The 24144-nt window shown below is 68.6% G+C and carries 20 protein-coding genes and 1 tRNA gene; 12 read left to right on the top strand and 9 right to left on the bottom strand.

Annotated elements, in window-relative coordinates; translation table 11 throughout:
* The first annotated feature begins 211 nt into the window (after positions 1 to 211).
* The 3 genes from A5759_RS08215 to A5759_RS08205 are packed head-to-tail and all read left to right on the top strand — an operon-like array spanning position 212 to position 2963.
* Positions 212 to 1177 (top strand): alpha/beta fold hydrolase, encoded by a 966-nt coding sequence (locus A5759_RS08215; RefSeq protein WP_068196148.1) that lies wholly within the window; start codon positions 212 to 214, stop codon positions 1175 to 1177.
* Complete coding sequence (locus A5759_RS08210) at positions 1178 to 2197, top strand: zinc-binding dehydrogenase (RefSeq protein WP_068196078.1); 1020 nt, start codon at positions 1178 to 1180, stop codon at positions 2195 to 2197.
* Positions 2198 to 2213: 16 nt separating this feature from the next.
* A complete protein-coding gene (locus tag A5759_RS08205) occupies positions 2214 to 2963 on the top strand; it encodes an SIMPL domain-containing protein (protein ID WP_068196076.1) in 750 nt (249 codons plus the stop codon).
* Here A5759_RS08205 and A5759_RS08200 read toward each other — a convergent pair.
* Genes A5759_RS08200 through dacB form a run of 5 tightly spaced genes read right to left on the bottom strand, consistent with a single transcriptional unit; the run spans position 2960 to position 9172 of the window.
* A complete protein-coding gene (locus tag A5759_RS08200; protein WP_068196073.1) occupies positions 2960 to 5179 on the bottom strand; it encodes a molybdopterin-dependent oxidoreductase in 2220 nt (739 codons plus the stop codon). The two genes, A5759_RS08205 and A5759_RS08200, sit on opposite strands and share 4 nt — an antisense overlap.
* Positions 5180 to 5198: 19 nt before the next feature.
* Positions 5199 to 5789, bottom strand: a complete 591-nt coding sequence (gene hpt, locus A5759_RS08195) for a hypoxanthine phosphoribosyltransferase (protein ID WP_064425383.1) — start codon at positions 5787 to 5789, stop codon at positions 5199 to 5201.
* Complete coding sequence (gene tilS, locus A5759_RS08190) at positions 5776 to 6762, bottom strand: tRNA lysidine(34) synthetase TilS (RefSeq protein ID WP_068196071.1); 987 nt, start codon at positions 6760 to 6762, stop codon at positions 5776 to 5778. Before tilS ends, hpt begins: the two co-directional genes overlap by 14 nt.
* A complete protein-coding gene (locus A5759_RS08185) occupies positions 6741 to 7802 on the bottom strand; it encodes a zinc-dependent metalloprotease (RefSeq protein WP_094288174.1) in 1062 nt (353 codons plus the stop codon). Before A5759_RS08185 ends, tilS begins: the two co-directional genes overlap by 22 nt.
* Entirely contained in the window at positions 7799 to 9172 is a 1374-nt protein-coding gene (dacB, locus tag A5759_RS08180) for a D-alanyl-D-alanine carboxypeptidase/D-alanyl-D-alanine-endopeptidase (RefSeq protein WP_068196065.1), read from the bottom strand. Before dacB ends, A5759_RS08185 begins: the two co-directional genes overlap by 4 nt.
* Before the next feature lie 114 nt (positions 9173 to 9286).
* On the opposite strand from dacB, the gene A5759_RS08175 reads away from it, so the two are divergent.
* Together A5759_RS08175 and A5759_RS08170 are read left to right on the top strand one after the other, a co-directional pair.
* Positions 9287 to 9772: an inorganic diphosphatase gene (locus A5759_RS08175; RefSeq protein ID WP_064399302.1), complete on the top strand. Its 486-nt coding sequence runs from the start codon at positions 9287 to 9289 to the stop codon at positions 9770 to 9772.
* Positions 9773 to 9855: 83 nt separating this feature from the next.
* On the top strand, positions 9856 to 10377 hold the full coding sequence (locus tag A5759_RS08170; protein WP_231984589.1) for a 2-oxo-4-hydroxy-4-carboxy-5-ureidoimidazoline decarboxylase: 522 nt from the start codon (positions 9856 to 9858) through the stop codon (positions 10375 to 10377).
* A 29-nt stretch (positions 10378 to 10406) separates the two neighbouring features.
* Here A5759_RS08170 and A5759_RS08165 read toward each other — a convergent pair whose 3' ends face one another.
* Positions 10407 to 10796 (bottom strand): hypothetical protein, encoded by a 390-nt coding sequence (locus A5759_RS08165; protein WP_068196062.1) that lies wholly within the window; start codon positions 10794 to 10796, stop codon positions 10407 to 10409.
* 44 nt (positions 10797 to 10840) lie between these two features.
* Complete coding sequence (locus tag A5759_RS08160; protein ID WP_064399305.1) at positions 10841 to 11845, bottom strand: TerC family protein; 1005 nt, start codon at positions 11843 to 11845, stop codon at positions 10841 to 10843.
* A 289-nt stretch (positions 11846 to 12134) separates the two neighbouring features.
* On the opposite strand from A5759_RS08160, the gene A5759_RS08155 reads away from it, so the two are divergent.
* The 7 genes from A5759_RS08155 (at position 12135) to A5759_RS08125 (ending at position 22753) form a co-directional block, all read left to right on the top strand.
* A complete protein-coding gene (locus A5759_RS08155; RefSeq protein ID WP_068196058.1) occupies positions 12135 to 16040 on the top strand; it encodes a Pls/PosA family non-ribosomal peptide synthetase in 3906 nt (1301 codons plus the stop codon).
* A complete protein-coding gene (locus A5759_RS08150) occupies positions 16037 to 17368 on the top strand; it encodes a M1 family metallopeptidase (protein WP_068196055.1) in 1332 nt (443 codons plus the stop codon). The genes A5759_RS08155 and A5759_RS08150 overlap by 4 nt, the downstream gene beginning before the upstream one ends.
* Positions 17365 to 18642, top strand: a complete 1278-nt coding sequence (locus tag A5759_RS08145) for a lipopolysaccharide biosynthesis protein (RefSeq protein WP_064419264.1) — start codon at positions 17365 to 17367, stop codon at positions 18640 to 18642. The genes A5759_RS08150 and A5759_RS08145 overlap by 4 nt, the downstream gene beginning before the upstream one ends.
* A 64-nt stretch (positions 18643 to 18706) precedes the next feature.
* Positions 18707 to 19684 carry a UDP-glucose 4-epimerase GalE gene (gene galE, locus A5759_RS08140; RefSeq protein WP_068196052.1) on the top strand — a complete coding sequence of 326 codons (978 nt, stop codon included), beginning with the start codon at positions 18707 to 18709 and terminating at the stop codon, positions 19682 to 19684.
* Positions 19668 to 21458 carry a hypothetical protein gene (locus tag A5759_RS08135; protein ID WP_174523488.1) on the top strand — a complete coding sequence of 597 codons (1791 nt, stop codon included), beginning with the start codon at positions 19668 to 19670 and terminating at the stop codon, positions 21456 to 21458. Before galE ends, A5759_RS08135 begins: the two co-directional genes overlap by 17 nt.
* A gap of 24 nt (positions 21459 to 21482) precedes the next feature.
* Positions 21483 to 21854 carry a carboxymuconolactone decarboxylase family protein gene (locus tag A5759_RS08130; protein WP_068196049.1) on the top strand — a complete coding sequence of 124 codons (372 nt, stop codon included), beginning with the start codon at positions 21483 to 21485 and terminating at the stop codon, positions 21852 to 21854.
* Positions 21851 to 22753: an alpha/beta fold hydrolase gene (locus A5759_RS08125; protein WP_231984588.1), complete on the top strand. Its 903-nt coding sequence runs from the start codon at positions 21851 to 21853 to the stop codon at positions 22751 to 22753. Before A5759_RS08130 ends, A5759_RS08125 begins: the two co-directional genes overlap by 4 nt.
* Here the strand turns inward: A5759_RS08125 and A5759_RS08120 are convergent.
* Together A5759_RS08120 and A5759_RS08115 are read right to left on the bottom strand one after the other, a co-directional pair.
* Positions 22724 to 22799: transfer RNA gene (locus A5759_RS08120), tRNA-Thr, on the bottom strand. The two genes, A5759_RS08125 and A5759_RS08120, sit on opposite strands and share 30 nt — an antisense overlap.
* A gap of 69 nt (positions 22800 to 22868) precedes the next feature.
* Complete coding sequence (locus A5759_RS08115) at positions 22869 to 24077, bottom strand: DNA polymerase III subunit delta' (RefSeq protein ID WP_064419260.1); 1209 nt, start codon at positions 24075 to 24077, stop codon at positions 22869 to 22871.
* Between the last annotated feature and the right edge of the window lie 67 nt (positions 24078 to 24144).

The raw sequence follows: 24144 nt of genomic DNA, 5'->3' as shown, positions 1-24144 counted from the left end.
ACCACTCCTGCCTTCCAATGCCTTTTCAAGCCGTCGAAACCTCTCCAACAAGTACGCGGTTGGAATAGTTCAGGCTACCGCTAGACCAACGAACCAAGGTTCCCGACGGTTCTCCCGACGTCCCGGCGAACGTGGGTTACCCGCACGCTGCCGGCCGCGGCGGCGTGCTTCAACCACACACTCGCGCGCCCAGGACTGTGCTTGGGTGGGGATCGTGATCACCTGGACCGAGCGGTTCGTCGAGACCAACGGCGTCCGCCTGCGGGTGCTCGAGGCGGGCGAACCGGGCGCTCCGCTGGTGGTACTCGCCCACGGTTTTCCCGAACTGGGGTTCTCCTGGCGCCACCAGCTGCCCGCATTGGCCAAGGCGGGCTATCACGTGCTGGCTCCCGATCAGCGCGGCTACGGGCAGTCGTCCAAGCCCGAGGCCGTCGACGCCTACACCGTCGTGGAGCTGAGCGCTGACGTCGTCGGACTGCTCGACGACGTCGGCGCCGACCGCGCAGTCATCGTCGGCCACGACTTCGGCGGGGTGGTGGCGTGGGCTGCGCCGCTGCTGCATCCGGACCGCTTCGCCGGGGTAGTCGGTGTCTGCACACCGCCGGTGCCTCGCTCGCGGGTGCCCACGACGCAGGCGTTCCGGCGCATCTTCGGCGAGAAGTTCTTCTACATCCTCTACTTCCAGGAGCCGGGTCCGGCCGACGCGGAGCTCAACCGAGACCCCGCCACGTCGATCCGCAAGCTGCTCGCGTCGACGGCCTCGTCGAAGGGCGGGCTCGTCGGCGACCGGATGATCGCGCAGGGACCGGCTGGGCTCTTGTCCCGTATCCCCGAGCCCGACGGCCTGCCCGACTGGATCAACGAGCGCGAACTCGACCACTACATCGAGGAGTTCACCCGCACGGGCTTCACCGGTGCGCTCAACTGGTACCGCTGCTTCGACCGCAACTGGGAGCTGACGGCGAACACCCCGGCGACGACCATCGGCGTGCCCGCGTTGTTCGTCGGCGCCACAGAGGATCCGACCCAGGCCTTCGCCCGGCGGGACCGCGCCCGCGAGGTGGTTTCGGGCGACTACCGCGAGGTGATGATCGACGGGGGGCACTGGCTGCCGCAGGAGCGGCCCGCGGCGGTCAACGCCGCGCTGCTGGAGTTCTTGAACCGATTGGATTGGTGAATGCGCGCTGCCGTACTGCGAGGCGGACAGATGGTGGTCCGGGACGACGTGCCCGAACCGGTTCCCCAAGAGGGTCAGGTACTGGTCGCGGTCAAGGCTTGTGGGATCTGCGGTTCGGATCTGCACTTCGCCAAACACGGCGACCAGATGGTGCGGCTGACTCGCGAGATCACCGGTATGCCGGTGCAAGGAGGCCTGCCCGTCGACCTCGGCAACGACGTGTTCATGGGCCACGAATTCAGCGCTGAGATCCTCCAGGCCGGTCCGGGCACCGACGCGCCCGCTGCAGGAACTCTTGTCACGTCGCTACCGGTGTTGTTGTCGCCCAAGGGCTTCGAGCCGATCATGTCCAGCAACACCGTGCTCGGTGGATACGCCGAGAGGATGCTGCTGTCGGTGCCGCTACTGCTGAGCGTGCCCGACGGTGTCGACCCTCGGCACGCCGCGCTGACCGAACCGATGGCGGTCGGGTTGCACGCCGTCAACAAATCCAACATCGCCCCCGGCGAGGCCGCGCTGGTGATCGGCTGCGGTCCGATCGGCATCGCGATCATCGCCGCCCTGCGACTCAAGGGCATCGAACACGTTGCGGCGGCGGACTTCTCGGTGCGCCGGCGGGAACTCGCCGCGACGATGGGCGCGCACGTGACCCTCGATCCCGCGCAGGGTTCTCCGTTCGACGGCGCGACACCCGCGGTGACCTTCGAGGCCGTCGGCGTCCCCGGGATCATCGACGACGTCATGCGCAGGGCTCCGTTGGGCAGCCGCCTGGTGGTGGCCGGAGTGTGCATGCAGCCCGACACGGTCACGCCGTTGTTCGGCATCGCCAAGGAGATCAACGTCCAGTTCGTCAACTCCTATGACCACAACGAGTTCGCGGAGACGTTGCGCGCCATCGCCGACGGGCGCATCGATGTCTCGCCGCTGATCACCGGCGAGGTGGGACTAGAAGGCGTCGGCGCCGCATTCGACGAACTCGCCGACCCCGACACGCACTGCAAGATCATGGTGACCCCCTGACGGTAGGGTGCCAGCCATGCCAATCGCTGCCCGGGCGAAGACGCCCACCCGAATCCTCGCGGCCGCGGCGGCCGGGTTGATCGCCCTGCTCTCGGGCTGTGACGCGACGGCCGCCCCCGTCCTCACCGACGACGACAACAGCACACAGCGCCAGGTGACGGTCGTCGGCACCGGTGAGGTGCTCGGCACGCCCGACACACTGACGATCAACGCGGGGATGGAGGTTGTCGCCGCCGACGCCGCCGGCGCCCTGAACCAGACCAGCCAACTGCAGCGCGGTGTCATCGACGCGCTGGTCGACTCGGGCATCGACCGCAAGGACATCAACACCTCCGAGGTGAGCGTGCAGCCGCAGTACGCCGGCGGCGACACCACGACCATCAATGGCTACCGGGCGACGAACACGATCGACGTCAAGGTCCGCGCGCTCAACACGGCGCCACAGGTGTTCGGGATCATCGCGAGCAGGGGCGGCAACGCGACGAGGATCAACAACGTCACCCTCGCCATCGAGGACGACTCACAACTGGTGCGCGAAGCGCGCGCCCGGGCCTTCAACGACGCCAAGAGCCGCGCCGAACAGTACGCGCTGCTGGCCGAATTGGACCTCGGCAAGGTCCTCTCGATATCCGAGGTGCCTTCCTCGTCGCCCCCAACGCCGTATCCGGGTCCGCGCGGGCAGGCCGCGGAAATGGCGACGGTGCCGTTCGAGCCGGGCCAGCAGGCCGTCGGCTTCAACGTCACCGTGGTCTACGAGCTGACCTAACCCGCGGGCGCAATATCCACCGGGATCCCGTTGAGCACCGCGGTCCCCGACAGCGGATCCAGATGGTTGCCGTCGTTGAGCTGGTTGACGTTCACGCCCGGCGCACCGGCCGCCACCCGTTGACCCGTGCCCTCGCGATCGTGGCCCCAGCCGTGCGGTAACGACACCACGCCCCGCCGCATCTCGGGCGTGATCTCGACCGGCGCCAGCAGCTCACCTCCCGGCCCCTTGACGACGGCGGTGTCGGTGAGGCCGAGCTCGGCGGCGTCGTCGGGATGGATCCGCAGCGTGCACTGGTTGGACCCGCCCGAAAGCGCGGGCAGGTTGTGCATCCAGCTGTTGTTGGAACGCAGGTGCCGTCGCCCGATGAGCACGAACCCGTCGGCGCGCACACCGAGCGCATCCCGCAGCCGCGCGACGTCGGCGGTCAACTCGGGCGGTGCGAGTTCGATCCGCCCGGAGGGCGTCCGCAGCACCTCGGCCAGACGTGGACGCAGCGGACCGAGGTCGATGCCGTGCGGTGCGGCCTTGAGCTTGCCCAGCGTGAGGCCGTCGGAATTGGCTCCGAACGCATCTCCGTAGGCGCCGAGGCGCAGCATCATGTCGAGGCGCCGCTCGTAGCCCGGAGCCGTCGGCAACATTGCGGTCATCTCGTCGACGGATCGCCCGGCGACCGGCGAGTCGGGGTCGGCGGTCTCCTTGGCCAGCGTCGCGGCGATCACCTGATCGTCGACCAGCATCGGATCGGCGCCGGGGCCCAGACCGTAGAGGATCAAGGCGATGCGCGCGAGGACCTCGGCTTCGTCCGGTCGGTCGGTCAGCGGGAGCGCAGGCGGTGAGTACCGCGCGTTGTTGCGCACCGCCAGGCCGTTGAGCGCGACGTCGAAGTGCGCGCTGCGCGACGGCGGAGGCGGCGGCAGGATGACGTCGGCGCGCCGGGTGGTCTCGTTGAGGTACGGGTCGATGCTCAGCATGAACTCGACGCTGTCGAGCGCCTTGTCGAGTCGATCGCCGTCGGGCGCCGACAGCACCGGGTTGCCCGCGATCGTGATCATGGCCTTGATCTGCCCGTCGCCGGGGGTGTCGATCTCCTCGGCCAACGCTGCGGCCGGAAACTCCGACAGCACTTCGGGATAACCCGATACGCGGCTGTGCCAACGCCCGGTGGAAAAGCCCCGGCCCCGCTTCGGCGGCCGCGCCGCGGGCGCGATCGGCGATTGCGGGAACATCGCGCCGCCGGGGCGATCCAGGTTGCCGGTGAGAATGTTCACGACGTCGACGAGCCAGCTGCCCAGGGTGCCGAATTCCACGGTGGACGTGCCGATCCGGCCGTACACCGCGGCCGACGGCGCCGCCGCGAGTTCGCGTGCCAGCGTGCGGATGTCGTCGGCGGGCACCCCGCAGTACGCCTCGACCGTGTCCGGTGAGAAGTCGGCGGCGAGCGCACGTACCAGGTCGACACCGTCGACGTGGCCCAAGAGGTCATTCAGGTCGGCGAGGTCCTCGTCGAACAGCACGTGCACGATGCCCAGCAGCAGCGCCGCGTCGGTGCCGGGCCGCGGAGCCAGGTGGCGGTCGGCGAGTTCGGCGGTACGGGTGCGTGCGGGGTCGATGACCACGAGGCGCCCGCCGCGTCTGCGCAGCGCGCGCAGCTTGCCGGGAAAGTCGGCGGCGGTCGCGAGGCTGCCGTTGGAGACAAGGGGGTTCGCGCCGATGATCACGAGGTAGTCGGTGCGGTCGAGGTCGGGCACGGTGAACGCGACCGGGCTGCCGAACATCAGGCCCAGGGCGACGTGCTTGGGCATCTGGTCGAGGGTGCTCGCCGAGTACACCTGCCGGGTGCCCAGCGCCTTCACGACCAGCGGGGTGTACAACCCGCCGGCGATGGTGTGGGCGTTCGGATTGCCCAGGTACACGCCGACGGCCGCACCGCCGTGCTGGGCGATGACACCGCCGAGCCCCTCCGCCGTCGCGGCGAACGCCTCCTCCCAGGTCGCCTCGGTCAGCACACCGTCACGCCGGATCATCGGCCTGGCCAACCGGTCGGGATCGTTGTCGAGTTCGCCGAAGCTGGCGCCCTTCGGGCAGATGAAGCCGTGGCTGAACACGTCGTCGCGGTCGCCGCGGGCGCCGGTGACGCGACCGTCGTCGATGGTGAGGACCAGGCCGCAGGTGGCCTCGCACAGGGGGCAGATGCGAAGGGCTGTTTCGCGCATGCCCCTCATCTTGCGCCGTTCAGTGCTGCTCGTACACCTTCGGGTCCAGCGTGCCGATGTAGTCGAGGTCGCGGTAACGCTCGGCGTAGTCCAGGCCGTAGCCGACGACGAACTCGTTGGGGATGTCGAATCCGACGTGCGCGATCTCGACGTCGGCGCGCACCGCGTCGGGCTTGCGCAGCAGCGCGCATACCCGCAGCGAGCGGGGGTGGCGGGTGGCGAGGTTGCGTAGCAACCACGACAGGGTCAGCCCGGAGTCGACGATGTCCTCGACGATGAGCACGTCGCGGCCGTTGATGTCGCGGTCGAGGTCTTTGAGGATGCGCACCACACCGGACGACGACGTCGACGAACCGTAGGAGCTGACCGCCATGAACTCCAGCTGCGTCGGCAGCGGGATCGCGCGCGCCAGGTCCGTGACGAAGAAGACCGCGCCCTTGAGCACGGTCACCAGCAGGAGATCTTGGCCGTTTTCGGCGACGGTGTCGCGGTACTCCTCGCCGATCAGGGCGCCGAGCTCGGCGATCTTCGCCTGGATCTCGTCGGACGACAGCAGCACCGACTTGATGTCACCGGTATACAAATCGGCGGATCGCTCAGGCACGGGCACAGTTTTTCATGGTTCGCACCGGCTCCGTGTGCAGGGTCAGCATGCCGTCGCGGCGGCCCGCGATCAGCCGTCGCTCGCGCAGGGGGGATCCGACCGCGACCCCGCCCTGGCCTCGCCACGCCGTGACGAGGGCGTCGACGGCGCGGATCTGCTTGTCGGTCAGTCCGGCGGCACCGCCATCCAGGAGCCATCGACGAATCACCCTGCGCCGCAGTGCTTCTGGGAGAAGGGCGAGCTCGGCGCCGTCGAGCGCATCGTCGCGGCGCAGCCTGGTCAGTGCGCGGTCGGCCAGCTCGTCGAGGGTGTCGGTGTCGGCGCGCAACGCGCCTGCGGTGCGGGCCAACGCCTCGGCGACGCCTCCGCCGAGAACGTCTTCGAGCAGAGGTAGCACCTCCTCACGCAGGCGAACCCTGGTGAACCTGCGGTCCGCGTTGTGCGGGTCCTGCCACGGCGACAGACCGAGCTCGTCGCACGCCGCCTCCGTCGCCGCCCGCCGCACACCGAGCAGGGGCCTGCCCCACGGCGGGTCCCACGGCCGCATGCCTGCGATCGACCGCGGCCCGGAACCGCGGCCCAAACCCAGCAGCACCGTCTCGGCCTGGTCGTCCAGCGTGTGGCCCAGTAGCACGGGCATCCCGTCCCTCGCCGCGTCCAACGCGCGGTATCGCGCGGTGCGCGCGGCGGCTTCGGGACCCCCCACCGTACCGATGTCGACGGTGATCACCTGCGCTGCAACGCATCCCACTGACAGACCGTGTTTCCGCGCGTTCTCCGCCACGGCGGCGGAGTCCGGCTGCAACTGATGGTCGACGATCAGGGCGGTGGTCGGTTTGAGCCGCGCCGCGACCGCGGTCAATGCCAGCGAGTCGGGGCCTCCAGACAGTGCGACGCACCAGCGGTCGCCGACCCCGAAGTCGCGGTCGAACGCCTCGACCGCCGCCCGAAGCCCGGCTACAGCACCCTGTCGATCCATCGTTGAGGCTCGTCGATTTCGGTTGGCAGAGGCAATGTTTCGGGTCCCGTCCACACGGCATTGAACCGGTCCATGCCGACAGCGGACACCACGTGGTCCACGAACGCCTTGCCGCGGGTGTACTGGCTGAGCTTGGCGTCGATGCCCAGTAGCATCCGCACCACCCGCTGCAACGGCGACTGTTTGCGCTGACGTCGCTCGTCGAACCGCTTGCGGATCGTGGCGACCGACGGCACCACAGCGGGACCGACGGCGTCCATCACGTGGTCCGCGTGGCCTTCCAGCAGCGTGCCGAGCACGAGCAGTTTGTCGAGGGCCTCACGCTGAGGTTCGGACTGCACCGCCCGCAACAGCCCGATCATCCCATTCGAATTGACATCTGCCACACCGCCGTTCGCCTCGTCGCGGCGGCTGCGCACGAACGAGGCGAGCCTGGAGACCATCTCGGTGATGTCTTCGGAGCTTTCCTCGGTGAGCACGGCGAGTGCACCGGACATGTGTTCGGCAAGCCACGGGTTGGCGCGGAACTGCACCCGGTGGGTGACCTCGTGCAGGCAGACCCACAGCCGGAAGTCGTAGGGCTGCACCTGCAACTGGCGCTCAACGGCGATCACGTTCGGGTAGATCAGCAGCAGTTCGCCACCGCCGGGGCCGAACGGGTCGTACTGGCCGAGGATGCCCGAGGAGATGAACGCCAGCACCGCTCCGGTCTGCGCACCCGTGATGCGCCCGCTGATGGCACCTGCCGGCTTGTCCGATCCGCCCGTCATCATGCGCATGGACCGGGTGGCCGCGCGAATCCACTGGGGGCGGTCCACGATTCGCGCCTCGGGGATCTCACCGCCTTCGGTCATACCGGTGACCTCGCGCACCGGCAGTTCGGCGGAGCGCGACGCCGCGGCCAACTGCTCGATCACCTGCTTGCGCGTGTAGTCGGTCGACGCCGGGCCGGGCCGGGCGAGCTTCTCCCCCACGGCGGCGGCGAAGTCCCAGTCGACGGCGCGACCGACCGACAGCGAGGACTTGGTCGAGGGGCTCACGCGCTGCACCCGCAGGCTCGCAGAGTGGCGGCCACGTTGTCGAGCGCGATGCGTCCGGTCGGGCCTGCGTTGTTGGAGATCAGCGCGAACGTGAGCACCCGTCCGTCCTCGTCGGTGACGATGCCCGACAGCGAATTGGTGCCGGTCAGCGAGCCGGTCTTGGCCCGCAGAAAGCCGGCCGAATCCTTGTGCGGCCCTTCGAGATAACGGTTGGACAGGGTGCCGCTGCCGCCGGCCACCGGCAGCAGGTCGACCAGCGGTCGCAACGCCGGATGCTCGTCACCGGCCGCGGCTTGGGCCACCTCGTCGAGCGTCTTCGCGGTGAGCCGGTCGTCGACCGACAGCCCGCTGGAGTCGAGCAGCCGCGTCCCGGCCGTGTCGATGCCGGCGTCGGCGAGCGCGCTCAGCGTCGCGCGCGTCGCGCCGTCGAAACTCTGCGGCCGGTTCGCCTGCGCGGCGACCTCGCGGCCGATCGCCTCGGCCATCACGTTGTCTGAGGCGTACATCATGTCGCGTAGCCGCGAGATCAGCGGCGGCGACTCGACAGCGGCGATCTCCTCACCGCTGGCCGCGCCCGGCAGCACGGTCACCGTCGCCGGGTCGACCTTCAACGCCACCGCCAGCGCTCGCCCAGCATCCAGCGCCGGCGTGTGCGAACGCACCGAGTCGTAGCTCACCGGCTGGGTGCGGCCGCCGTCGAGCATCACCGACTCCATCGGCGCGATGTCGCCGTAGTCGATGTCGAGCGGATCCCAGCCCGGCGCCAGCGTCGGTCCGCTGTAGGTGCTGACGTCGACCGCCACCCGGGTGACCTCCATACCGCTGCCGCGGACCTGCTCGGCCAGGTCGCTGATGCGTGCCGCGTCGCGGTACCAGGTGTCCTCACCGGGCGGTGCCGCCGACAGCGTCGGATCTCCGCCACCTTTGAGCACCACCACCCCGGGCTGGCTGCCGCGCAGCACGCGGGTGGTGAGCCGCGCGTCGCGGTCCAGCGTCAGCAGCGCGGCCGCGGCCGTCAGCGACTTGTTGGTCGACGCCGGCTGCATCGGCATGTCGGGCCGTTGCGCCCACAACTCGGCCCCGGTCAGCGCGTCGGTGACCCGGCCGGTGAGGTCGCCGAGGTTCGGGTCGGCCAGTACGGGCGCGAGCTTTGCGGCCAGCCGGTCCGGGACAGGCTTGGGCGCCGAGTCGGCGACCGGCACGACACCGGGGTTCGCGGTCGCGGCCGGCGGCGTCGGCTTCCCCGCCGAGGCTTCGGTCGACCGACCTGTGGTGAGCATCGCGGCCACCGCCACGACCACGGCAACCAGCAGCAAAACCGCCACCGAAACCGCCACGTGCGTGGATCGCCGCCACTGACTGGGCCGCATAACCCTCCTGCTCAACCTGGACCGCCCCCGTACAGCAGCGTATCCCTCGATTAATGTTGACCCGCGTTATCACCGGATGACCCAGACCAGAGCACAGGGCAAGGAGCCGCGGCCGTGCAGTTCGAGGTAGTGATTGAGATCCCCAAGGGTTCCCGCAACAAGTACGAGGTGGACCACGAGAGCGGCCGGGTGAAGCTGGACCGCTACCTGTACACGTCTATGGCCTACCCGACCGACTACGGGTTCTTCGAGGACACCCTCGGTGAGGACGGCGACCCGCTGGACGCCCTGGTACTGCTGCCCGAATCCGTGTTCCCCGGCTGCATCGTCGATGTCCGTCCGGTGGCGATGTTCCGGATGACCGACGAGGCCGGCGGCGACGACAAGGTTCTGTGTGTGCCTGCCGACGACCCGCGCTGGGAGCACATCCAGGACCTCGGCGACGTGCCTTCCTATGAGCTCGAGGCGATCAAGCACTTCTTCGTGCACTACAAGGATCTCGAACCGGGCAAGTATGTGAAGGCCGCCGACTGGGTCGGTCGCGCCGAGGCCGAGGCCGAGGTCCAGGCGTCGGTCGAGCGGTTCCAGAAGGACCACTGAGCCCGATTTACGGGCGCGCTGATTTTTCCTCGCCGTAACACGACGTAACCGGGACGTTCTCCCCGCGGTCGATCATTGCTGTCGTGTTGATGCATCAGGGGATCGGCCTCGAAGCGTTCAACGCCATGCCGATGCGCAGGGCCGTACACGCCGTGTACGAATGCTGCTACAGCGTGCCGCTGGCCGCCGATCTGGCGCGCGGGCGGCCGTACGCCGACCACGACTCGCTGTTCCGGGAAGCCGATGCGCTGCTGTTCAGCCTCGGCGAGGACTCCATCGACACCATCCTGCAGGCCTACCCGGACGTCGGGCGGCGACCGGGCAGCGAGAAGTCGGCCGCTGAGCAGTGCGCGATCTGGTGCGACCAACCCGTGTTGATGGAACGCCTGAGTCAGGCGTCGAAGCAATACCTCGAGCACTTCGGCTTCGGGTTCGTGATGTTCGTCAACGGCTTCGACGCGGGGCGGGTGCTCGCGGCGATTCTCGACCGGATGCACAACGACATCGAGACCGAGCGCAAGGTCGTCCGCAACGAGTTGGCCCGCATCAATCGCACCCGGCTCGAACGCATGCTGGGTCCCGAAGGCGGCTATGACAACTGGTGACGCCGGACCCCTGAGCCGCCGAGCGCCGGCTACGACGCCTGCGCCTGACCGCGTAGTTCGAGGCTTCGCAGCACTGCGCGGCCCAGCGCGTGCACGTCCTCACGCGGCGACACGGGCACGAGCGTGACGCCGTCGGCGACGCCAGCCGATTCGATGTCGGCGATCAGGCCGGCGAGACCGTCGACGGTGCCTGCGTAGCGCACGCCGCCAGCCGGTTCCAAAACGTCGCGCACGGACCGGAAGTCGGCTGCGACGGCGACCGTGACGTCAAGGATGACCGCGATGTCGCCGTCGGCCCGCACCCGGGCGCGGACCCGCCGCGCGTGTTGCAGGTCCTTGGCCGCGACGCGGACGGGCGGTTGGCCACCGTCGGTCAGTTCATCCCAGATGTCCGGGGTCTCGGTCACAAAGAGGCGCACCCGGCAAGGCTAGGAGACTGCTCGCGGCGGGCCGAGCGTTGTGCTCAGCGCGAATCCAATTTCGAACTGTCGTTGGCCGCGTTCTTCACATCGTGCACCCGGGTCTTGTAGAGGCTCGCCGCGGTAGTGATGAGCAACGTCACGATGATCACGCCCAGCGACAGCAGGGTCGGGATCTCGGGCACCGGGACGTGCTCACCGCCGTTGATGAACGGCACCTCGTTCTCGTGCAAGGCGTGCAGGAGCAGCTTGACGCCGATGAAGCCCAGGATGAAGGCCAGGCCCTGCGACAGGTACACCAGCCGTTTGAGCAGGTCGCCCAGCAGGAAGTAGAGCTGACGCAAACCCATCAACGCGAACACGTTGGCGGTGAATACCAGGTACGGCTCCTGGGTGAGCCCGTAGATGGCCGGGATCGAGTCGAGCGCGAAGATCAGGTCCGTGGTGCCCAACGCCACGATGACGAGGAACATCGGCGTCATCAACCGCTTGCCGTTCTCCTTCACCCATAGCTTCAGGCCGTCCCACTTGTCGGTCATGCTCAGGTGGTTGCGGGCGAACCTGACCACGATGTTGTCGCCGTCGTCTTCGTGGTCGGTGTCGCGGGCGAGATTGATGGCCGTGTAGATGAGGAACGCAGCGAAGATGTAGAAGACCCACGAGAACTGGTTGATGGCCACGGCGCCGAGCGCGATGAAGATGCCGCGGAAGATCAGCGCCAGGATGATGCCGACGAGAAGCGCCTGCTGCTGATACTTCCGGGGCACATTGAAGCTGGCCATGATGATCAGGAAGACGAACAGGTTGTCCACCGACAAGCTGTACTCGGTGAGCCAGCCCGCGAAGAACTCGACGCCGTACTGGCTGCCATGGAAGAACCAGGTCCAGATCCCGAAGGCGATCGCCAGGCTGACGTAGATTGTCAGCGCGGTCCCGGTCTCCCGCTTCGACGGTTCGTGCGGCCGGCGGCCGATCACGATGACGTCGAACAGCAGGATGGCCATCGTCACGCTCAGCGTGATGATCCATTCGAGAGTGGAAACGTTCACTTAACCTCCGGTCGTCAAAACGCCGGAGGTCTCTTCCACCGCCACGGTCAAACGTGTCGGCCCGCAGCACCGGTCGTCCGATGACGGCCGACGTGATGACGACACCGCGGCGAAGGAATACTCCCCTCCGCAGGCGATTCTGCCAGGTACTGGCGAATGACCGGTAGCGGGGAAAGTCAAACCTCCGCCGCGCCCCTTTTCGGTGCTCGGCGGCCAGTGTCGCAATCGTGATCGCGACGCCGCGTGCGGCTCGGGCGGCACCGGGGGTGGGCTGAGTAGCTTTGTAGCCGTGACTGGGGAGTTGCGGCAGGAGATCCCACCTCAATATCTGTTGTCCCCGCTCGCGCCGGAGCCGCGAACGCTCATCGACATCCTCTATGAGACCGCGAAGCGCTTCCCGGAGGCGCCCGCGATCGACGACGGCGACGTCCAGCTCACGTACGCCGAACTGATCACCGACATCGAGGACAGCGTCGCTTGGCTCGCCGCGCGGGGCATCGGCCGCGGCGACCGGATCGGGATCCGGATGCCGTCGGGAAGCTACGCGCTCTACGTCGCGATCCTCTCCGTGTTGGCCACCGGCGCCGCTTATGTACCCGTGGACGCGGACGACCCCGAAGAACGGGCTGAGCTGGTGTTCACCGAGGCCGACGTGGTGGCGGTCATCACCGAAGCCGGCCTGTCGCGCGGGCCGGGGTCTTCGCGGGGTTGGCGGGCCGCGTCGCCTCTGGGCCGCGACGATGCGTGGATCATTTTCACGTCCGGCTCCACCGGCACACCGAAGGGCGTGGCAGTCACCCACCGCAGCGCAGCCGCGTTCGTCGACGCTGAGGCGCAATTGTTCGTTCAGGACAGTCCGATCGGACCGGGCGACCGGGTGCTGGCCGGTTTGTCGGTGGCCTTCGACGCGTCGTGCGAAGAGATGTGGCTGGCGTGGCGCCACGGCGCCTGCCTGGTGCCCGCGCCGCGGTCGATGGTGCGCAGCGGTATGGACCTCGGGCCGTGGCTGGTGGCCCGCGACATCACGGTGGTGTCGACGGTGCCGACGCTTGCCGCGTTGTGGCCCGCCGAGGCGCTCGAGGCGGTGCGGCTGCTGATCTTCGGCGGCGAAGCCTGCCCACCCGAGTTGGCCGACCGGCTCGCTGTCGAGGGCCGGGAGGTCTGGAACACCTACGGGCCGACGGAGGCGACCGTGGTGGCGTGCGCCGCCCGGCTGTCGGGAGGTGGCCCGGTGGCCATCGGCTTGCCGCTGCTCGGGTGGGACCTGGCGGTGGTCGACTCCGAAGGCGAGGCGGTGCCCTACGGCGCCGTCGGCGAGCTGGTCATCGGCGGCGTGGGGCTGGCGCGCTACCTCGACCCGGAGAAGGACGCGGAGAAGTACGCGGCGATGCCGACCCTCGGGTGGAAGCGCGCGTACCGCAGCGGGGACCTGGTGCGGCTGGAATCCGACGGGCTCTACTTCGTGGGCCGCGCCGACGACCAGGTCAAGGTCGGCGGGCGGCGCATCGAACTCGGCGAGGTCGACACCGCGCTCGTCAACCTGCCCGGGGTGAGCGGCGGCGCGGCAGCGGTCCGTCGCACGGCCGGTGGCACACCGCTGTTGGTCGGCTACATCGCCAGCGCAGATCCTATGTTCGACCTGCCCAAGGCGCGGGTGTCGCTGAACGAGACGTTGCCCGCGGCGCTGGTCCCCCGGCTGGTCCTGGTCGACGAACTCCCGACCCGCACCTCGGGCAAGGTCGACCGCGACGCGCTGCCGTGGCCGGTCGACGTCGGCGACGACGACGGCGCCGGGCTGACGGGGACGATGGGCTGGCTCGCCGGCCTGTGGCGCGACGTGCTCGCCGCGCCGGTCGACGGTCCCGAAGCCGACTTCTTCGCGCTCGGTGGCGGCTCGCTGTCGGCAGCGCAACTGGTCGCCGCCCTGCGTCGGCGCCACCCGCAGGTCACGGTTGCCGACCTGTACGACCACCCGCGGCTCGGGTCGCTCGCGGGTTTCCTCGACGAGCTCGATCCGCCGCCGCAGGTGCATCCGCGCACGGTGAAGCCGACGTCGCGCATGACGCAGGCCGTGCAGGTGGCGTTGTCACTGCCGCTGGCCACGCTGACCGGACTGCAGTGGGTGGTGTGGCTGGCGTTGGCCAACAACGTCCTTGCCGGGTTCGTCCCCTGGACCGCACCGCTGAACTGGTGGTGGGTCGGCTTGGGTTTCGTCCTGTTCGTCACCCCGCTGGGCCGGATGGGCATCGCGGCGCTGTGCGCCCGCCTTCTCCTCGACGGGTTGGCGCCGGGCACCTACCGGCGAGGCGGGTCCGAGCACCTGCGGGTGTGGCTCGCCGAACGGCTCGCCGAGGCCAGCGGCGCCGAAAACCTCGCGGGCGCACCATGGTTGGTGTACTACGCCCGCGCACTGGGCAACAAGGTCGGCAAGGGCGTGGATCTGCACTCCACACCCCCGGTGACCGGCATGCTCAAGCTCGGGCACCGAAGTTCGGTCGAGCCCGAAGTCGACCTGTCCGGCCACTGGATCGACGGCGACCTCTTCCACGTCGGGCCGATCACCGTCGGCAACGACGCGACGATCGGCGCACGTACGACACTGCTGCCCGGTGCCGTCGTCGGCAAGAACGCCGATGTGGCCCCCGGTTCCGGCGTCGTCGGCAAGGTGAAGAACGGCCAGTACTGGAAGGGTTCACCCGCGGTGAAGTCCGGCAAGGCCCGTCACCCCTGGCCCGAACACCGCCCGCCGCGGGCGCCGGTATGGGTGGCGGTCTACGGCGTCTCCTCGATCGTTCTCGGAGGACTGCCGTTGCTCGCGATCGCGGCCGGGCTGGCCGTGATCGGATACGGTGTGCGCGAGACGAATTCGGTGGTGGACGCGATCGCCCCCGCGGCGCTGTGGACTCCGGTCGCGACACTGGCCGCCGCACTCATATACGCGGCGCTGACGGTGGTCGGGGTGAGGCTGCTCTCGCTGGGGCTGCGCGAGGGGTATCACCCGGTGCGCAGCCGCACGGGGTGGCAGATCTGGACCACCGAACGGCTGATGGATGCCGCGCGCACCTACCTGTTCCCGATCTACGCAAGCCTGCTTACCCCGTCGTGGCTGCGGGTGCTCGGCGCCAACGTCGGTCGCGGAACCGAAATTTCGACCGCACTGTTGACACCCAAGTTCACCGTCGTCGAGGACGGCGCCTTCCTCGCCGACGACACCATGGTGGCGTCCTACGAGTTGGGTGGCGGCTGGATCCATGTCGCGAAGGCGACGATCGGCAAGAGGGCGTTCCTCGGTAACTCCGGCATCACCCAACCGGGTCGCAAGGTACCCGACGACGGCTTGGTGGCGGTGTTGTCGGCGGCCCCGCACAAAGCCAAGGCCGGGTCCTCCTGGCTGGGCAGTCCGCCGGTCCGATTGCGCCGCAAGCCGACCGCGGCCGACGCGCTGCGCACCTTCCATCCCTCGGCGCGGCTGAAGCTGCTGCGGGGGTTGGTCGAGATGTGCCGGATCATCCCGCTGATCATGACGTTCGCGATCGGGGTGGCGGTGCTGCTCACCCTGCAATGGTTGGCCGTGGAGGCCGGCTGGGGGTGGGCCGCGTCGAGTGCCGGCGCGGTGCTGTTGGTCGCCGGAGGCGTTGCCGGAGCAGCCGCGGTGATCGCGAAATGGCTTGTGGTCGGCCGCATCGAGGCCGGCGAACACCCGCTCTGGTCTCCGTTCGTCTGGCGCAACGAGGTCTACGACACCTTCGTCGAGACCGTCGCGGCCCCGTGGTTCGCCCGCGCGGCCAGCGGGACACCGGTGATGAACCTGTGGTTGCGGGCGCTGGGCGCCGGGATCGGGCGCGGCGTCTGGTGCGAGACGTACTGGTTACCCGAGGCCGACCTGGTGACCCTCGAGCAAGGCGCCACCGTCAACCGCGGCTGCGTGGTGCAGACGCACCTGTTCCACGACAGGATCATGCGAATGGACACCGTTGTGCTGGAGCAGGGTTCGACCCTGGGTGCGCACAGCGTCGCGCTGCCCGCCGCACGTATCGGCGCCGGTGCGACCGTCGGCCCGGCCTCACTGGTCGTGCGTGGCGACGAGGTACCCGCGTCGACCCGGTGGCAGGGCAACCCGATCTCGCCGTGGCAGGCGCCGCGCAAGAAACGCGCCGGCACGTCGGCCCCATCGACTGAAGAAACCGCCGCGTGACGAGAGGTAAGAAGAAGTCGACACCGGTCATCGACCCGTACCTGCCCACCAGCGGCAACTTCGGTTACCGGGTGTCACGCTACGAACTCGACATCGAGTACAAGGTCGCCATCAATCGGCTCACGGGCACCGCGACAATCACCGCGGTGACTCTCGCTTCGCTCCGCACCTTCACCCTCGACCTCGCCGACACGCTGTCGGTGACGAAGGTGACCGTCAACGGCGCACGGCCACAACAGTTCCGCACCTCTTCGGGCAAGCTGCACATCGCGTTGCTCGATGTGCTGGCTCCGGGCGCGGCGATGACGATCGTCGTGCGCTACGGCGGCGCCCCCAGGCCGATCCGTTCACTGTGGGGCGATGTCGGTTTCGAAGAACTCAACGACGGCGCCCTGGTCGCGGGTCAGCCGAACGGTGCGCAGTCGTGGTTTCCCTGCGACGACCACCCGAGCGCGAAGGCCAGCTTCCGTCTGCAGATCGCCGCCGAGAGCCCGTACCGGGTGATCGCGAACGGCGAGTTGGTGTCTCGCCGCGCACGGGCCGGGATGACCACGTGGACATACGACTTGCCCGAGCCCACCTCGACCTATCTGGTCACGCTGCAGATCGGGATGTACGAACGCCAGCGGCTGGCCGACAACGGGGTTCCGATCCACGCGGCACTTCCGGACCGGCTGCGGGAAAACTTCGAACACGACTTCGCCGCGCAACCGCAGATGATGAAACTGTTCGTCACGTTGTTCGGCGACTATCCGCTCAGCGAGGGCTACACCATCGTGGTCACCGACGACGACCTCGAGATCCCGCTTGAGGCACAGGGGATTTCGATCTTCGGCGCCAACCATTGCGACGGCAGGGGTCGGGCCGAGCGGTTGATCGCGCACGAACTCGCCCACCAGTGGTTCGGCAACTCGGTGACCGCCAAGCGGTGGCGCCACATCTGGCTGCACGAGGGGTTCGCCTGTTACGCCGAGTGGCTGTGGTCGGAGAACTCGGGCGGCCGCAGCGCCGACGAGTGGGCGCGGCACTACCATCAGCGGCTTGCCAACTCGCCGCGCGACCTGCTTCTGGCCGACCCGGGCCCGCGCGACATGTTCGACGACCGGGTGTACAAGCGTGGGGCGATGACGTTGCATGTGCTACGAGGTCATCTGGGCGACGGCAACTTCTTCGCGCTGCTGCGCGACTGGACTGCGCGCTACCGGCACAGCACCGTGGTGACCGACGACTTCACCGGGCTGGCATCGCATTACGCCGACGAGTCGCTGCGACCGCTGTGGGATGCCTGGCTGTACTCCCCGCAGTTACCCGACCTGGACACGCCGTGACCGACGCGGGCGCGCCCTTCGATCCGGTCACCGCCAGCAGCGCGGCACCGGCCGGTCCCGCCGCGCGCGGCAGCGTCGGCCGGGTCGGTGTGGCCACCGCCGCGATCGCCCTGTGCGGTTATGCGGTGCTCTACCTGGCCGCCCGCGACCTCGAGCCCGCCGGGTTCTCGTTGTTCGCGGTGTTCTGGGGGGCGTTCGGCCTGGTCTCGGGGGCGACGGGCGGGCTACTGCAGGAGGCCACCAGGGAGGTCCGGTCCGCAGCGCACATCGAGGTGACCGAGGGCCCGCGCAGCCGTCCGATGTGGGTGGGCGCTCTCGTGGGCGTCGTGTCGGCCGCTGCGATCGCGCTCAGTTCACCGCTGTGGTCCGAGTATGTGTTCGTCGAGTCCCGATGGCTTTCAGTGACACTGCTGTCCGTCGGACTCGCCGCGTACTGCCTGCACTCCACGCTTCTCGGCATCTCGGCCGGACTGGACAGGTGGACGGCGTACGGATCGCAGATGGTGACCGACGCGAGCCTGCGGCTGCTCGTGGCCGTCGCGACATTCCTGGTCGGCTGGGGCCTGGCCGGCTATCTGTGGGCCACCGTGGCCGGTTCGGTGGCGTGGCTGATCATGCTGATCGTCTCGCCCGCCACCCGGCGCGCCGCGGGTCTGTCGACCCCCGTCAGCACCGCGGATTTCCTACGGGGCGCGTCGCATTCGATCACCGCGGCGGGCGCGAGCGCGATCCTGGTCATGGGATTTCCGGTGCTGTTGCAGGCGACCTCCGACGACCTCGGCGCGGTCGGCGGCATCGTGATCCTGGCCGTCACGCTGACGCGGGCCCCACTCCTCGTCCCGCTCACGGCGATGCAGGGCAACCTGGTTGCCCACTTCGTCGACCAGCGCAGGCACCGGATGCGCGCTCTTGTCGCGCCCACGGTGATCGTCACCGGTGTGGGCCTGCTCGGTGTGCTGGTGGCTTGGGCGGCTGGACCGTGGCTGTTGCGCAGCGCATTCGGTGCCGAATACCGCGCCGACGGTGCGCTGCTGGCCTGGTTGACGGGCGGTGCGATCGCCGTTTCGCTGCTCACGCTCACCGGCGCCGCGGCGGTGGCGGCCGCACTGCACCGCGCGTACTCACTGGGCTGGGTTTCGGCGACCGTCGCGTCGACGCTGTTGCTGCTGTTACCGCTCGATCTGCAGACGCGCACAGTGGTCGCGCTGGTGTGCGGTCCGGTGGTCGGTATCGCCGTGCACCTGTTCGCGCTGTCTCGCAGGCGTGCGGCATGACACCGGTTCGAAGCGCAGGTCGCCCCTCCGTATGCTGGCCCCGTTCTAGGGTGAGGAAAAGCGAATGACTTGGCTGGTGACCGGCGGCGCCGGGTACATCGGTTCCCATGTGGTGCGTGCCCTGTCGGACGCCGACATGCCGGTGGTGGTGATCGACGATCTGTCGACCGGCCTGAAGCGATTCGTTCCGCCGACGGTTCCGTTCGTGCGCGGCACCCTGCTCGACGGTGAACTCGTCGCACGCACGCTCGACGAGTATCACGTCAGCGGCGTCATCCACATCGCAGGGTTCAAGTACGCCGGTGTCTCGGTGCAACGCCCACTTCACACCTACGAGCAGAACGTCTCGGCGATGGTCACGCTTCTCAAGGCGATGGAGGCCGCAGGCACCGACAAGATGGTGTTCTCCTCCAGCGCCGCCACGTACGGCACCCCGGACGTCGACACCGTCACAGAGCAGACGCCCGCTTCGCCGGAATCCCCGTACGGCGTCAGTAAACTGGTGGGAGAGTGGATGATTCGCGACGCCGCACGCGCGTCCGGGTTACGGCACACCAGCCTGCGCTACTTCAATGTCGTAGGATCGGGTTCGGCGGATCTGTTCGACGTCAGCCCGCACAACCTTTTCCCGCTGGTGTTCGACATGTTGTGCCGCGACGAGACACCGCGGATCAACGGCGCCGACTACCCCACTGCCGACGGCACCTGCGTGCGGGACTACGTCCACGTGTCGGACCTCGCGCTGGCCCATGTCGCCGCGGCGAGGCGGCTGGAAGCCGACGACGCAATCGAGCCCGTCTACAACCTCGGCAGTGGCAGCGGCACCTCGGTGCGAGAGATCATGACCACCATCCGCGATGTGACCGGATTCGATTTCGAGCCGGTGGTCGGTCCGCGCCGGCCCGGTGACCCCGCCCGCATCGTCGCGTCGGGCGACTTGGCCGCGCGCGACCTCGACTGGCGGATGCGGCATTCGCTGGAGGAGATGGTGCGCTCGGCGTGGATCGCTCGCCGGCAAGCAGGGGATGCCTATCCGCGGTAACTTCGCGCTGGGCAACTGGGTCGCGCGCACCGCCATCGTCCTGATCGTCGTGCAGTTGGCGATCCGGGCGGTGCTGGCGTTCGGCGGCTACTTCTACTGGGACGACCTGATCTTGATCGGCCGCGCGGGTACCCAACCGCTGCTCTCGCCGGCATACCTGTTCGACGACCACGACGGTCACGTCATGCCCGCCGCGTTCCTCGTCGCCGGTGGCATCACCTTGTTGGCACCCCTGAACTGGATCGGCCCGGCGATCAGCCTGCTCGTCTTGCAGTTGCTGGTGTCGCTGGCGCTGCTGCGGACGTTGCACATCATTCTTGGGTGGCGACCAGTCCTGTTGCTGCCGTTGACATTCGCGTTGTTCACGCCGCTTGCGGTGCCCGGGTTCGCCTGGTGGGCGGCGGCACTGAACTCGCTGCCGATGCTGGCGGCGCTGGCGTGGGTCTGCGGTGACGCGATCCTATTGGTGCGCACGGGTGAGAAGCGGTACGCGGTGACGGCTCTTCTGGTCTACATCGGCGGTCTGCTGTTCTTCGAGAAGGCTGCGGTGATCCCGTTCGTCGCGTTCGCGGTGACCGCTCTGCTGTGTTACGTAACCGACACCGGACCGGTGAAAACGGTGTGGCGTAGCGGAATCCGCCTGTGGGTGCCGTCGCTGGCGGTCACGGCGGGATGGGTCGGCGTGTACCTGGTCGTGGTCGACCAGAAGCGGTGGAGTTTCGACCTGGCGATGACGTGGGACCTGCTCGCGCGGTCGGTGACGCACGGGATCGTGCCGGGGCTGGTCGGCGGCCCGTGGGACTGGCAACGGTGGGCGCCTGCCTCGCCGTGGGCGACCCCACCCGCGACGGTGATGGTGTTGGGCTGGGTGGGTTTGGCCGCCGTGGTCGCGGTGACGCTGCTGCGCAAGCGGCGGATCGTCGCGGTGTGGTTGGTGGCCGCGGGATACGCGATGGCCTGCCAGATCCCGATCTACCTCATGCGGTCATCGCAGTTCACCGCCCTGGAATTGGCGCAGACGCTGCGCTATCTGCCCGACCTCGTCATCGTGCTGGCGCTGTTGGCGGCGGTCGGGCTGTGCGCCCCGAACCGGGCGGGGTCGCGGTGGCTGGACGCATCACGCACCCGAACAGTGGTGATCTGTTCGCTTACAGCCCTGTTCGTGGCCAGCAGCGTGTACTCGACGGCGACGTTCTTGACGACGTGGCGCGACAATCCGGCGCAAGGCTATCTGCGCAACGCGTTGTCGGGCCTGGCCGACGCGAGCCGGATGTCGGACGCGCCGATGCTCGACCAGGAGGTCGACCCGATGGTCCTGCAGCGGGTCGTCGGACCCGAGAACCGGGCCAGCCACATGTTCGCGCTTGTGCGTGAACGTCCCGAATTCTCCGCAGCCACAGACGAATTGCGCATGCTCGACCACACCGGTCGCGTGGTCGACGCGAAGGTCACCTGGGTGCGCGCCATCGCGCCTGGACCGCACCCGGACTGCGGCTACCTGGTGCAGCCCGAAATTCCGGTCCACATGCCGCTGGACGGCCCGCTGCTACCTGCCGACTGGACGGCCGAGATCAACTACCTGGCCAACAGCGACGGCTCGATGACGATGTCGCTGTCGGAGGGGCGCGAGGTCAAGGTGCCGGTGCGACCCGGCCTGAACCAGGTGTTCGTCCGGCTACCCGGTGCGGGCGACGCGATCGACGTCCGCGCGAATACCGCCGCGTTGTCGGTGTGCATCGCGTCGGGCCCCGTCGGATTCGTGGCACCGAAATAGCGGTCAGCGTGCCAGGCTGTCGGGATGACCGACATCCGTGACCAAGGCCTCCAGGTCTTCCGCGAACTTCTTCCCGGCGCCCTCCCCGACGGGGACGTCGAACTACCCACCGACTCTTTCGGCGGCGAGATGCTTCCCCCGGCCATGGACAACGTGTTCGGGCGACTGTGGACCCGGGAGGGCCTGGGCCGTCGCGACCGCAGCCTGCTGACACTGGGCCTCCTGATCGCCCTGCGCGCCGAAGACGAACTGCGGATCCACGTTCAGATCGCGCGCACCAACGGCCTCACCGACGACGAGATCGCCGAGGTCATCTACCACTGCACTGGCTACACCGGTTTCCCCGCCGCCAACTCGGCAATGAAGATCGCCAAGGAGGTGTTGCAGCCGACGTGAGCATCGCACCGGTCACCCACCACCGCATCACCGTCGACGGCGTCGACACCTTCTACCGCCAAGCCGGACCGTCCGACGCCCCGGTCGTCCTGCTGCCCCACGGCTATCCGGCATCGTCGTACGTCTACCGCAATCTGATGGCCGCTCTCGGTGAGCGGTGGCGTCTGGTGGCCCCTGATCTGCCCGGTTTCGGTTACAGCTCGACACCTTATCCCGACGACTTCGGCTACACCTTCGACGCCTACGCGGCCTTCCTGCGGTCCTTCGTCGACGCGCTCGACCTTCGGCGCTACGTCATCTGGCTGCACGACTACGGCTCCCAATTCGGTTTCCGTCTCGCCCTGGCCGAACCCGAGCGCGTCGCGGGCCTCGTCATCCAGAACGGCGACATCTACGCCGACGCGTTCGGGCCGAAATACGGGTTCCTGCGCGAGCTTTGGGACAATCCCGGACCCCCATCGCGGCGGCGCATCGCCGAGCACGTGACCCTCGCAGGCTTCGAAAGCGAGTTCCGCGGCGAACTTCCGGCCGAGGTGGCCGACCGCATCAGCCCCGACCTGTGGACACTGCACTGGTCGCTGATGAACACCCCGGACCGGCTGGCCAACCTCATCCACCTGCTCGAGGACCAACCCTCGACACTCGACTGGTTCGCTGAGGAGCAGGCATACCTGCGCACGCATCGGCCGCCGACATTGATTGTCTGGGGTCCGCATGACGACTACATGCCCGAGGAGTCGGCGCGGGCTTACCACCGCGACCTGCCCGAAGCGCCCCTGCACCTGCTCGGCGGCGGGCACTGGCTGCTGGAAACGCACCTCGACGAGGTCGTGCCGTTGGTCGCTGATTTCCTGACCCGAGGACCGAACTGGAGCCACCTAGGAGAATCGAACTCCTGACCTGCTCATTACGAGTGAGCCGCTCTGCCGACTGAGCTAAGGTGGCGTGCCCGGCTCACATGTGTGTCAGCCACAGGCGGGACGAGTCTACGGCAGGGCCCGCCGCCGACCCAACTCAGTCGCGCAGTGCGCGCCCGACCGTCGCCACCATCGCGTCGACCGCGAACTTCGGCTTCACGTTGACCGTCAGCGCCTCGCGGCACTCCAGGACTGCTTCGATGCAGCGCAGCAGTTTGTCCGGCGGCGCATGCGCGGCCAGCCTGGCGATCTCCTCGGCCATATCGGGGTGGTTGTGCGCAACGTCGCCGGCGTCCGAGGCCACCAGCAGCGCGTCGCGGAAGTACGTCGCCAAATCGATCAGCGCGCGGTCCAGAGAATCACGCGAGGCACGCGTCTTGCGCGACTTCTGCCGTCGCTCAAGGGCACTCAGGGCACCCGCCGCTCCGCGCAGCGAACCGGCCGTCCCCTTTCCGGTGCCACCCGCACCGAGCGCGGTGCGCAGTTCCTCGGTCTCGGCCTCGTTGCGGTCCACCGTCAGCGCCAGGGCCTCGTCTTCAGCCGTCTTGACCAACTCCTCGGCCGCGGCATAGGCGCGTGACGGCGTCGCCGCGTCGCGCGCCAGACCCAGCGCCCGCTTCCGACGTTCCCGCGCCGACTCGTCGGTGGCCAGCCGGCGGGCCCGCCCGACATGGCCGCCGCTGACCGAAGCCGCCCACCGCGCCTCGGCCTCCGGAAGCCCGTCGCTGTCCATCAGCACACCCGCAATCGCGTCCACGGTGGGGGTAACCAGCGCGACGTGCCTGCAGCGCGAGCGCAGCGTGATCGCGATGTCCTCGGGATCCACCGACGGCGCGCACAGCAGGAACACCGTCGACGGCGGCGGCTCCTCGACCACCTTGAGCAGGGCGTTCGCCGCTCCCTCGGTCAGCCGGTCGGCATCCTCGATCAGCACGATCTGCCAGCGCCCGGTGCCCGGTCGCCGCGAGGCGATCTGCACGATCGTGCGCATGTCGTCGACACCGATCGACAGCCCCTCGGGAATGATCCGCCGCACGTCGGCGTGGGTGCCGGCCATCGTCGTCGTGCAGGCCCGGCACTCGCCGCACCCGGGCACACCGTCGGAGGTGCACTGCAGCGCCGCGGCGAAGCACAGCGCCGCCACCGACCGGCCCGAACCGGGAGGGCCCGTGATCAGCCACGCATGTGTCATGGATCCGACCGCCGCCCCGCTGTGAGCCGCCTCACCGCGTGCGGCGCGTGCCGCGGCCACCAACTCGGCCTCAACAGCCTGTTGACCCACGAGACGCGAGAAGACACCGCCCATCGGAGATAACAGTAGTGCTGCGAACCGACACGTCCGTCTCACAGCACCCGTACCCGTCGCCGAGGCC

It is taken from the genome of Mycobacterium sp. 852014-52144_SCH5372336 (genome assembly GCF_001665615.1).
Classification (GTDB): Bacteria; Actinomycetota; Actinomycetes; order Mycobacteriales; family Mycobacteriaceae; genus Mycobacterium; species Mycobacterium neumannii_A.
Note: the sequence above shows the minus strand (reverse complement) of the source record. Positions and strands in the feature narration are given on the sequence as shown.

Excerpts from the sequence above, each read along its gene's own strand:
- dacB (WP_068196065.1), bottom strand. The coding sequence starts at position 9,172 with ATGCGGCCCAGTCAGTGGCGGCGATCCACGCACGTGGCGGTTTCGGTG.
- A5759_RS08135 (WP_174523488.1), top strand. The coding sequence starts at position 19,668 with ATGCCTATCCGCGGTAACTTCGCGCTGGGCAACTGGGTCGCGCGCACC.
- A5759_RS08200 (WP_068196073.1), bottom strand. The coding sequence starts at position 5,179 with ATGCGCGAAACAGCCCTTCGCATCTGCCCCCTGTGCGAGGCCACCTGC.
- tilS (WP_068196071.1), bottom strand. The coding sequence starts at position 6,762 with ATGGATCGACAGGGTGCTGTAGCCGGGCTTCGGGCGGCGGTCGAGGCG.
- A5759_RS08205 (WP_068196076.1), top strand. The coding sequence starts at position 2,214 with ATGCCAATCGCTGCCCGGGCGAAGACGCCCACCCGAATCCTCGCGGCC.
- galE (WP_068196052.1), top strand. The coding sequence starts at position 18,707 with ATGACTTGGCTGGTGACCGGCGGCGCCGGGTACATCGGTTCCCATGTG.
- A5759_RS08130 (WP_068196049.1), top strand. The coding sequence starts at position 21,483 with ATGACCGACATCCGTGACCAAGGCCTCCAGGTCTTCCGCGAACTTCTT.
- A5759_RS08115 (WP_064419260.1), bottom strand. The coding sequence starts at position 24,077 with ATGGGCGGTGTCTTCTCGCGTCTCGTGGGTCAACAGGCTGTTGAGGCC.
- A5759_RS08210 (WP_068196078.1), top strand. The coding sequence starts at position 1,178 with ATGCGCGCTGCCGTACTGCGAGGCGGACAGATGGTGGTCCGGGACGAC.